Source organism: Streptomyces purpurogeneiscleroticus (assembly GCF_020024005.1).
Lineage (GTDB): Bacteria > Actinomycetota > Actinomycetes > Streptomycetales > Streptomycetaceae > Streptomyces > Streptomyces purpurogeneiscleroticus.
The window spans coordinates 1-6,460 of record NZ_NHSG01000184.1; the positions used below are offsets into that span (position 1 = coordinate 1).

The 6,460-nt window shown below is 74.0% G+C and carries 6 protein-coding genes; 2 read left to right on the forward strand and 4 right to left on the reverse strand.

Features of this window, described 5'->3' with window-relative positions; all coding sequences use genetic code 11:
* Together CCS38_RS11700 and CCS38_RS11705 are read right to left on the reverse strand one after the other, a co-directional pair.
* Positions 1-680, reverse strand: a 680-nt coding sequence (locus CCS38_RS11700) for an FUSC family membrane protein (RefSeq protein WP_308050792.1), incomplete at its 3' end; no start/stop codon positions are given.
* A 130-nt stretch (positions 681-810) separates the two neighbouring features.
* On the reverse strand, positions 811-1,266 hold the full coding sequence (locus tag CCS38_RS11705; RefSeq protein ID WP_223733170.1) for a hypothetical protein: 456 nt from the start codon (positions 1,264-1,266) through the stop codon (positions 811-813).
* Positions 1,267-1,447: 181 nt separating this feature from the next.
* On the opposite strand from CCS38_RS11705, the gene CCS38_RS11710 reads away from it, so the two are divergent.
* Together CCS38_RS11710 and CCS38_RS11715 are read left to right on the forward strand one after the other, a co-directional pair.
* Complete coding sequence (locus tag CCS38_RS11710; protein ID WP_223733171.1) at positions 1,448-2,068, forward strand: TetR/AcrR family transcriptional regulator; 621 nt, start codon at positions 1,448-1,450, stop codon at positions 2,066-2,068.
* The gene (locus tag CCS38_RS11715) at positions 2,068-2,787 is read left to right on the forward strand and encodes a YqeB family protein (protein WP_223733172.1); all 720 of its coding nucleotides are present in this window, start codon (positions 2,068-2,070) and stop codon (positions 2,785-2,787) included. Before CCS38_RS11710 ends, CCS38_RS11715 begins: the two co-directional genes overlap by 1 nt.
* A gap of 13 nt (positions 2,788-2,800) precedes the next feature.
* Here the strand turns inward: CCS38_RS11715 and CCS38_RS11720 are convergent, their stop codons facing one another.
* Both CCS38_RS11720 and CCS38_RS11725 read right to left on the reverse strand, forming a co-directional pair.
* Positions 2,801-3,664, reverse strand: coding sequence for an ABC transporter permease (locus CCS38_RS11720; RefSeq protein ID WP_223733173.1), 864 nt, complete (start codon positions 3,662-3,664; stop codon positions 2,801-2,803).
* Positions 3,661-6,366, reverse strand: a complete 2,706-nt coding sequence (locus CCS38_RS11725; RefSeq protein WP_223733174.1) for an alpha/beta fold hydrolase — start codon at positions 6,364-6,366, stop codon at positions 3,661-3,663. Before CCS38_RS11725 ends, CCS38_RS11720 begins: the two co-directional genes overlap by 4 nt.
* Positions 6,367-6,460 lie beyond the last annotated feature (94 nt).

Sequence of the window (6,460 nt, forward strand, 5' to 3'; positions counted from 1 at the left end):
TGCAGCTGGGCGGGGCGGCGGCGGGCCTGGCGGGGCGTCACCCGGGAGGCGAGCCGGGCGTCCATCAGGGGCTGCGGGTCGAAGGGCGCCACCGGATCGTGCCGCAGCCGGCGCGCGTAGTCCGCCTCGGCGGCGAGCGCGTCGGCCAGCGCGTCCCGCTGCCGCCCCCAGCGGCGGACGGGGAAGAGCAGGATGAGCGCGGCCTGTACGCAGCCGCCGGCCGCGATCAGCGCGGCGTGCGCCAGCGCGCCCAGTACGGAGGTCGGCAGGGTGACGGTCACCAGCATCACCGCGACCGTCTGCGTGCCGATCAGCCCGGAGACCGGCCCGACGGCCCAGCACAGCCCCGCGAGCAGGGTCCAGGCAGCGAGCAGCAGTACGAACAGCACGGTGTGGGCCGCGGCGAGATAGCCGAGGAAAGTGGAGACCGACAGGCCGCCCGCGACGGCCAGGGCCAGCAGCGGGCGCGGCCGCCAGCTGCGCTGGAAGGTGGCGATGGCGGCGGAGAAGGCACCGAAGGCGGCGGAGACCGCGAGCACCGGGGAGCCCAGCCACAGACAGCCCCCGACGACGATGGCGACGCCCACGGCGCCGCGGACCGCGATGAGCGGCGTCAGCTTGGCCCGTTCGACGCTCAGCCCGGAGCGGGCGGTCTGCTTCAGCGCGCTCGTCCAGGTCATAACGAGAGAATACGTGCCGGATCAGGCGAAAACGGTTGTCCGGCCACGCGCGGCACCGCCGTACCGGCCACCCCTCGGACGGCGGCCGGTACGGAGGACGGGGTGGCCGGTACAGAGGAAGGGGCAGCCGTCAGCTGCCCGGGCTGCAGTCGATCTGGGTGAGCTTGATCGGCTTGCTCGCGTCCAGGCCGACGTACGCGAGGAAGTGCTGGTCCGGGCCGCGGTTCCACTTCGTGGTCACCGTCGCCCAGCCCACGCCCGCGGACTGCGCGGTGGTCACCTTTCCGATGGCGATGTCGCGCGGGTTGTTCTGCGCGCAGAGCAGGACGTCGTACTTCTTGTTCTTCTCGGCGCGCTTCTTCAGCTCGTCGCCGACCATGTTGTCCCGCTCCCACTGGCGGGGCCCGTGGTTGCCGTAAAAACCCTGCAGGAAGTGGTGGACCTGCTCGGCGTTGTAACGGGCCGGGGCCTTCCCCTCGGAGGCCGCGGTCGCGGCGGGCGCGGACGCCGCCAGGGTCAGGCCGCCGCCGAGCAGGGCGGCACAGAGAGCGGAGACGGTGACAGCTCGCGAAGCCTTACGGATCATCGAATGTCCTCTTCTTCCGGAATACATCCGCATTGTGCGGACCTCACCCGAGCAGACACGCCGCGCCGCCCAAGGGTTGCGCGCCCCGCGGCGCAAGCACCCACCCGGCCCAACCGGGCGCCGGACCCCCTGCCGCCGCACTCCCGCCATTAATAGAGCGTGTGCTCTACTATTCGTGTCGATGCGTACCGTCGACCCCGCACAGCACGCCCGCAAGCGGGCCCGGATCCTGCACGCCGCCGCCGAGGAGTTCGCCGCCCACGGCGTGGACGGCACCTCGACCGCTGCCGTCTGCCGCCGGGCCGGCATCGGCTCGGGCACGCTCTTCCACTACTTCGCCACCAAGCGCGACCTCTTCCACGCGGTGTTCGCCGACGACGTGCCGCGCAACGCCGCGGCCTGCGACCGGGCGCTGGCCGCCGGGCGGCCCGGCGACGGCCTCGACGGGCTCGTGGACCACCTGCTCGCCGACCTGCCCGACCCGCTCGTCCCCGGCCTCCTGGCGGCGGCCCTCCTCCAGGCCAACCGGGACGAGGAGTTCGCCCGGATGGTCGCCGCCGACGAGGCCCGGATCCGCGCCACGCTCGTCACGCTGGCGGAGCGGCTGGCCGACGAGGGCCGGCCGCTCGCGTTCCCCCCGGCGCGCGTCGCCGGATGGATTCAGCGGATGGTCGACTCCAGTTACCTGAGCGCGGGCGAGGACGGCTTCGACGCCGTGGAGCACGCCGCCGAACTGCGCCGGATCATCGACTGGCTGACGGGCCGTACTCCGGCCCCGGCCCGAGAAGAAGGACACATGTGATGTCTGCTGAGAGCCCGGCAGGGAAGGACGCGACCCGCGTCGCACCGACCACCGGCTCCCGCGCCCTGACCTGGGCCGGATTCCCGGTCCTGGGCGCCGCACTGGGATGGCTGCTGGACGCGGTGGCGGGCTGGGTGGCGTCCCTGCCGTGGGCACCGATGCAGGGACCGTTCCAGCTCATCGCGTCGCTCCCCGAGCCACAGGCGACGGTCGGCGCCGCGGGCCTCGGCTTAGTGGCCGGGGTGCTGCTCGCGCTGCTCGCCGAACGCGACTACGTGCACGCCGCCATCGGCCCCGCGCGGACCGCCCTCACCCGCGGGGGCCGGAACCACGTACTGGACCGCGCGGACGTCGCGGCGGTCTTCCCGAACGGCAAGCACCTCGTAGCCCTCGGCCACCGCGGCGAGGAACTGCTGCGCCTCAAGGGCGACTTCGACGGCGCGCGGCTCGCCGCCGCCTTCCGGGCCCACGGCTATCCGTGGCAGGAGGCCGACCCGCACGCCGGGGAGTACCGCCGCTGGGTGGCGGGCCTGCCCGGCCTCGACGCGAGCGCGCACGCACTCCTCAAGGCCCGCGCGCACGCGCTGGAGAAGGGCCGCGCGGACGACGCGGCCCAGCTGCGCGAGGAACTGACCGCGCTGGGCATCGTCGTCCGCGAGGAGAAGAAGCAGCAGTACTTCCGCCGCGTCCAGGGCCTCCCGGCGGAGCCGGAGGCCTGAGCACCCGGGTCCGCTACGACACCACGTCCTTCGTCCGGAAGCCGCGGAAGGCCAGGGCGAAGAGGACCAGCGCGTAGGAGACGGAGACCGCGGAGCCCTGGACCATGGCGGTCCAGTCCAGCTTCGGCTGGAGCGCGTCCACCCAGGCGAACTGCCAGTGGGCCGGCAGCGCGTCGCGCCAGTTGCCGAGGGCGGTGACCTGGTCCAGGACGTTGCCGACGATGGTGAGGCCGACCGCGCCGCCGACCGCGCCCAGCGGCGCGTCCGTCACCGTCGACAGCCAGAACGCCAGCGCCGCGGTCACCAGCTGCGAGACGAAGAGGTACGCGACGACCAGCGCCAGCCGCGGCACCGCGTCCCCCGCCGGCAGCACCCCGCCACCCGGCAGCCGCAGCGCGTCCCAGCCGTACGCGTACGTGCCCACGGCCAGCGCGACCAGCGGCAGCAGCACCATCGCCGCCGCGCTGAACACCAGCGCCACGGTCAGCTTGCTCAACAGCAGCCGGGTCCGCGGCACGGGCGCGGCCAGCAGGTACCGCAGCGAGGACCAGCTCGCCTCCGAGGCGACCGTGTCGCCGCAGAACAGCGCGACCGGCACCACCAGCAGAAAGCCCGCCGAGACGAACAGCGCGGTGGCCGCGAAGTTCGCGCCGGAGGCGGTCGCGGTGTCCATCAGGGTGATCCGGTTGTTGCGCCCGGCCGGGTCGCCGCCGAGGGCGAAGGCCGCGACCAGCACGAACGGCAGCGCGGCCAGCACCACGCCGACCACCAGCGTGCGGCGCCGCTTCAGCTGCCGCAGCGCTTCGACGCGCAGCGGCAGGGTGTGCCCCGCGCGGTAGCCGGCCGCGGGCCCGGCCGGGCGTGCTGCGGTACTCATCGGTCCCCTCCGATCAGGGTGAGGAAGGCGTCCTCCAGGCGGCGGTGCGGCCCGACGCGGTCCACCGGTACTTCGAGGCGGAGAAGTTCGGCGAGCAGCTTGGGCGTGCCTGCCGTGCCGTCGAGGCGGACGAGCAGCCCGTCGTCGGCGCGGACGGCCGAGGCGACGAACGGCAGCGCGGCCACCTTCTCCACCACCCCGTCCGGCACCGGCGCAGCCGTGCCGACCAGCAGCGTGTCGCCCGTCCCGACGATCTCGGCGACGGGCCCGGCCTGCACCAGCCGACCGCGGTCCATGACGACCAGATGCGTACAGGTCTGCTCGACCTCGGCCAGCAGATGGCTGGAGACGATCACGGTGCGCCCCTCGGCCGCGTAACGGGTCATCACGTCCCGCATCTCGCGGATCTGCGGCGGGTCCAGGCCGTTGGTCGGCTCGTCCAGGATGAGCAGGTCCGGCAGGCCGAGCATGGCCTGCGCGATGGCGAGGCGCTGCCGCATGCCCTGGGAGTAGGTACGGACGGCGCGCTGCAGCGCCTCGCCGAGGCCCGCGATCTCCAGCGCCTCGTCGATGTGCGCGTCCTCGGCCGGACGGCCAGTGGCCCGCCAGTACAGGTCCAGGTTCTCCCGGCCCGTCAGATGCGGCAGGAAGCCCGCGCCCTCGACGAACGCGCCGACCCGCGAGAGCACCGGGGCGCCCGGCCGCACCGCGTGCCCGAAGACCCGGATCTCGCCCTCGTCCGGCGTGATCAGGCCCATCAGCATCCGCAGCGTGGTGGTCTTGCCCGCGCCGTTGGGCCCGAGCAGCCCGAGCACCTGACCGCGGTCGACACCGAAGGTCAGGTCCTGGACGGCGTACCGGTCGACTGCGCCCTGGTACTTCTTCGTCAGACCGGTGATCCGCAGCGGCACGTCGGACAGGTCCGGGTCGGGCGCGGGCGGCGTGGTGCGGCGCCGCCCGGTGAGCAGCAGCGCGGCGGCGATCAGTACGGCCGCGATCGGCAGGCCCCAGACCCACCGGGGCAGCGGGGTGGCGGCGGTGTGCACGCCGGGCGCGGTCGGCACGCTCAGCGCGTTCTCACCGGCGAGCGCCACCTTGTACACGGCGGGCTCGGGCGGCGACGCGTACGCCATGTCGGTGGCGGCCACCACCAGCCGCATCCGGTGCCCGGCGGCGAACTCGTGGTCGATGGCCGGGAGCCGGACGGAGACCGTACGGCCGTCCTTCGCGTCCGTCACCCGCAGCGGTGTGACGAGTTGATGCGGCAGCAGCTGGCTGCGCCCGTCCGGCCCGACGTCGTAGACCTTCGCGAACAGCACGGCCTCGTCGTGGTCGCTCGTCACCCGCAGCTTCGCCGTCGGCGAGCCGGTGACCTGCACGGGGCTCTTCAGCGCGCGGGACTCGAAGCGGGCGTACTGGCCGGGGAAGTCCAGCGACGGGCCGTTGCCCAGCGCGCTCAGGCCGCCCAGCGCGGTGCCGATGCCGGGGACGGAGGAGATCGCGGGCGGGTCGCCGCCCGCGGGGTTGGCGAGCGTCTGCTCGCGGCCGGCGAGCGGCACGGACCGCGGGTCGCCGCGCAGGCCCGGGTAGCTGTCCCCGCTCGCGCCGCGCAGCCGCGAGGCGCCGTCGCGGGCGTCCAGGCCCCCGGCCCGGCTGATCCGGAACGCCGGGCCGGTGTCGGTGCCGCGCTCGCCCTTCAGATAGCGGGCGAACCACGCTTCCGTACGGGCCAGGATGCGGGCGTCCTCACGGGCGCCGCCGTCGTGGCCGCCCTCGATCCAGTCCACCGAGACCGGCGCGCCGTTCTTCTTCAGCGCCTTCGCGATCGCGTCGGCCTGGCCGAGCGGGAAGAGCGAGTCGGACTGGCCCTGGGTGATCAGGGTGGGGACCTTGATGCGGTCGGCGACGGCCTGCGGGCTGCGCCGCTCCAGCATCTTCCGGGCCTCGTCGTCCGGACGGCCGGAGACCGCCACCCGCTCGTACATCCGGCACAGCTGCGCCTCGAAGCGGTGACAGGCCACGCCGCGGGCGGGGTTGGGCACGGAGGTGGTGACGGGGGCCGAGCCGGTGGTGAAGAAGTAACCGGCCCACAGCTTCTTGAACACCCCGTCGGGGAACAGCGCGTCGGCGAGGTTCCAGTACGTGATCTGCGGCGCGATGGCGTCCACACGGCGGTCGTGGCCCGCCGTGAGCAGCGCGATGGCGCCACCGTACGAGGCACCCGTCATGCCGACGCGCGGGTCGCCGGGCTTGTCCAGCTGCACGTCGGGACGTTTCGCCAGCCAGTCGATGAGCCCGCTGACGTCGGCGACCTCGCCCTCCGGGTCGTTCAGCCCGATCTTGCCGGTGGAGCGGCCGAACCCGCGCGCCGACCAGGTCAGTACGGCGTACCCGGCTCGCGCCAGCTGCTGGGCCTGGCCCTTGGCCGCCTCCTTGCTGGCGCCGAAGCCGTGGCCGAGCAGCACGGCGGGACGGCGGCCGTCCACCGCCGTGCTGGTGAAGTAGGACGTGTCGATCCGGACGGTGGCCTTGCTGCCGGGCTTCTCGGGCAGCGCCAGGACCTGGTCCTGGCGCTGCACAGCGGCGGCCGAGCCGTCGGAAGCGGCCACCGCCGCCCACGAACCGCCGCCGAGCAGCACGGCCAGCACGGCCACGAGCGCGACCAGTCGCCGGCCACGCGGCCGGGAAACCTTTACAGCCATGCGGTCACCCTACGGGGGCCGCCTGTCAACTCCCGGTCAGCCCCGGGGTGACCGTCCGGTCGGCCCCGGGGCGACCGTCTCCGTCAGACCTGCG

What these genes read in the sequence shown, in the direction of transcription:
- CCS38_RS11705 (WP_223733170.1), bottom strand. Translation starts at nt 1,266, where the DNA reads ATGATCCGTAAGGCTTCGCGAGCTGTCACCGTCTCCGCTCTCTGTGCC.
- CCS38_RS11710 (WP_223733171.1), top strand. Translation starts at nt 1,448, where the DNA reads ATGCGTACCGTCGACCCCGCACAGCACGCCCGCAAGCGGGCCCGGATC.
- CCS38_RS11715 (WP_223733172.1), top strand. Translation starts at nt 2,068, where the DNA reads ATGTCTGCTGAGAGCCCGGCAGGGAAGGACGCGACCCGCGTCGCACCG.
- CCS38_RS11720 (WP_223733173.1), bottom strand. Translation starts at nt 3,664, where the DNA reads ATGAGTACCGCAGCACGCCCGGCCGGGCCCGCGGCCGGCTACCGCGCG.
- CCS38_RS11725 (WP_223733174.1), bottom strand. Translation starts at nt 6,366, where the DNA reads ATGGCTGTAAAGGTTTCCCGGCCGCGTGGCCGGCGACTGGTCGCGCTC.